This window comes from Micromonospora sp. M51, from assembly GCF_018070305.1.
Classification (GTDB): domain Bacteria; phylum Actinomycetota; class Actinomycetes; order Mycobacteriales; family Micromonosporaceae; genus Micromonospora; species Micromonospora parva.
The window spans coordinates 1-393 of the sequence record NZ_JAGPXZ010001560.1 but is presented as its reverse complement, the minus strand read 5'-3'; the positions used below and the strand labels follow the sequence as shown (position 1 = coordinate 393).

Below are 393 nucleotides of genomic sequence, written 5' to 3'. Positions count from 1 at the left end.
CCGGGCTCGCCGACCCGGTCGCCGCCGTGGGCGGCAGGCTGCTGCTGTCCAGCCCGGCCGGCGGGCCTACAGTGGTGCGGGTGGAGCTGCCATGCCGTCGGTGACCCGGGTGGTGCTCGCCGAGGACGAGGTGCTGCTGCGCGAGGGTCTGGTGGCGCTGCTGAACCGCTTCGACTTCACTGTCTGCGCCGCCGTCGGCTCCGCACCGGACCTGCTGGCCGCGGCCCGCGAACACCAACCGGACCTGGTGCTGACCGACATCCGGATGCCACCGGGCCGCCGCGACGACGGGCTGCGCGCGGCCGTCGCGTTGCGCGCCGACCGACCCCAGCTGCCGGTCGTGGTGCTCAGCCAGTACGTGCAGACCGGGTACGCGGCGGCGCTGCTGGACAG

Annotated in this window: 1 protein-coding gene; it reads left to right on the top strand. The window is 75.1% G+C overall.

The window, feature by feature from the left end; translation table 11 throughout:
• Positions 1-91 precede the first annotated feature (91 nt).
• Positions 92-393: response regulator transcription factor (locus KBX53_RS35945; RefSeq protein WP_210864138.1), on the top strand; the 302-nt coding region annotated here is incomplete at its 3' end.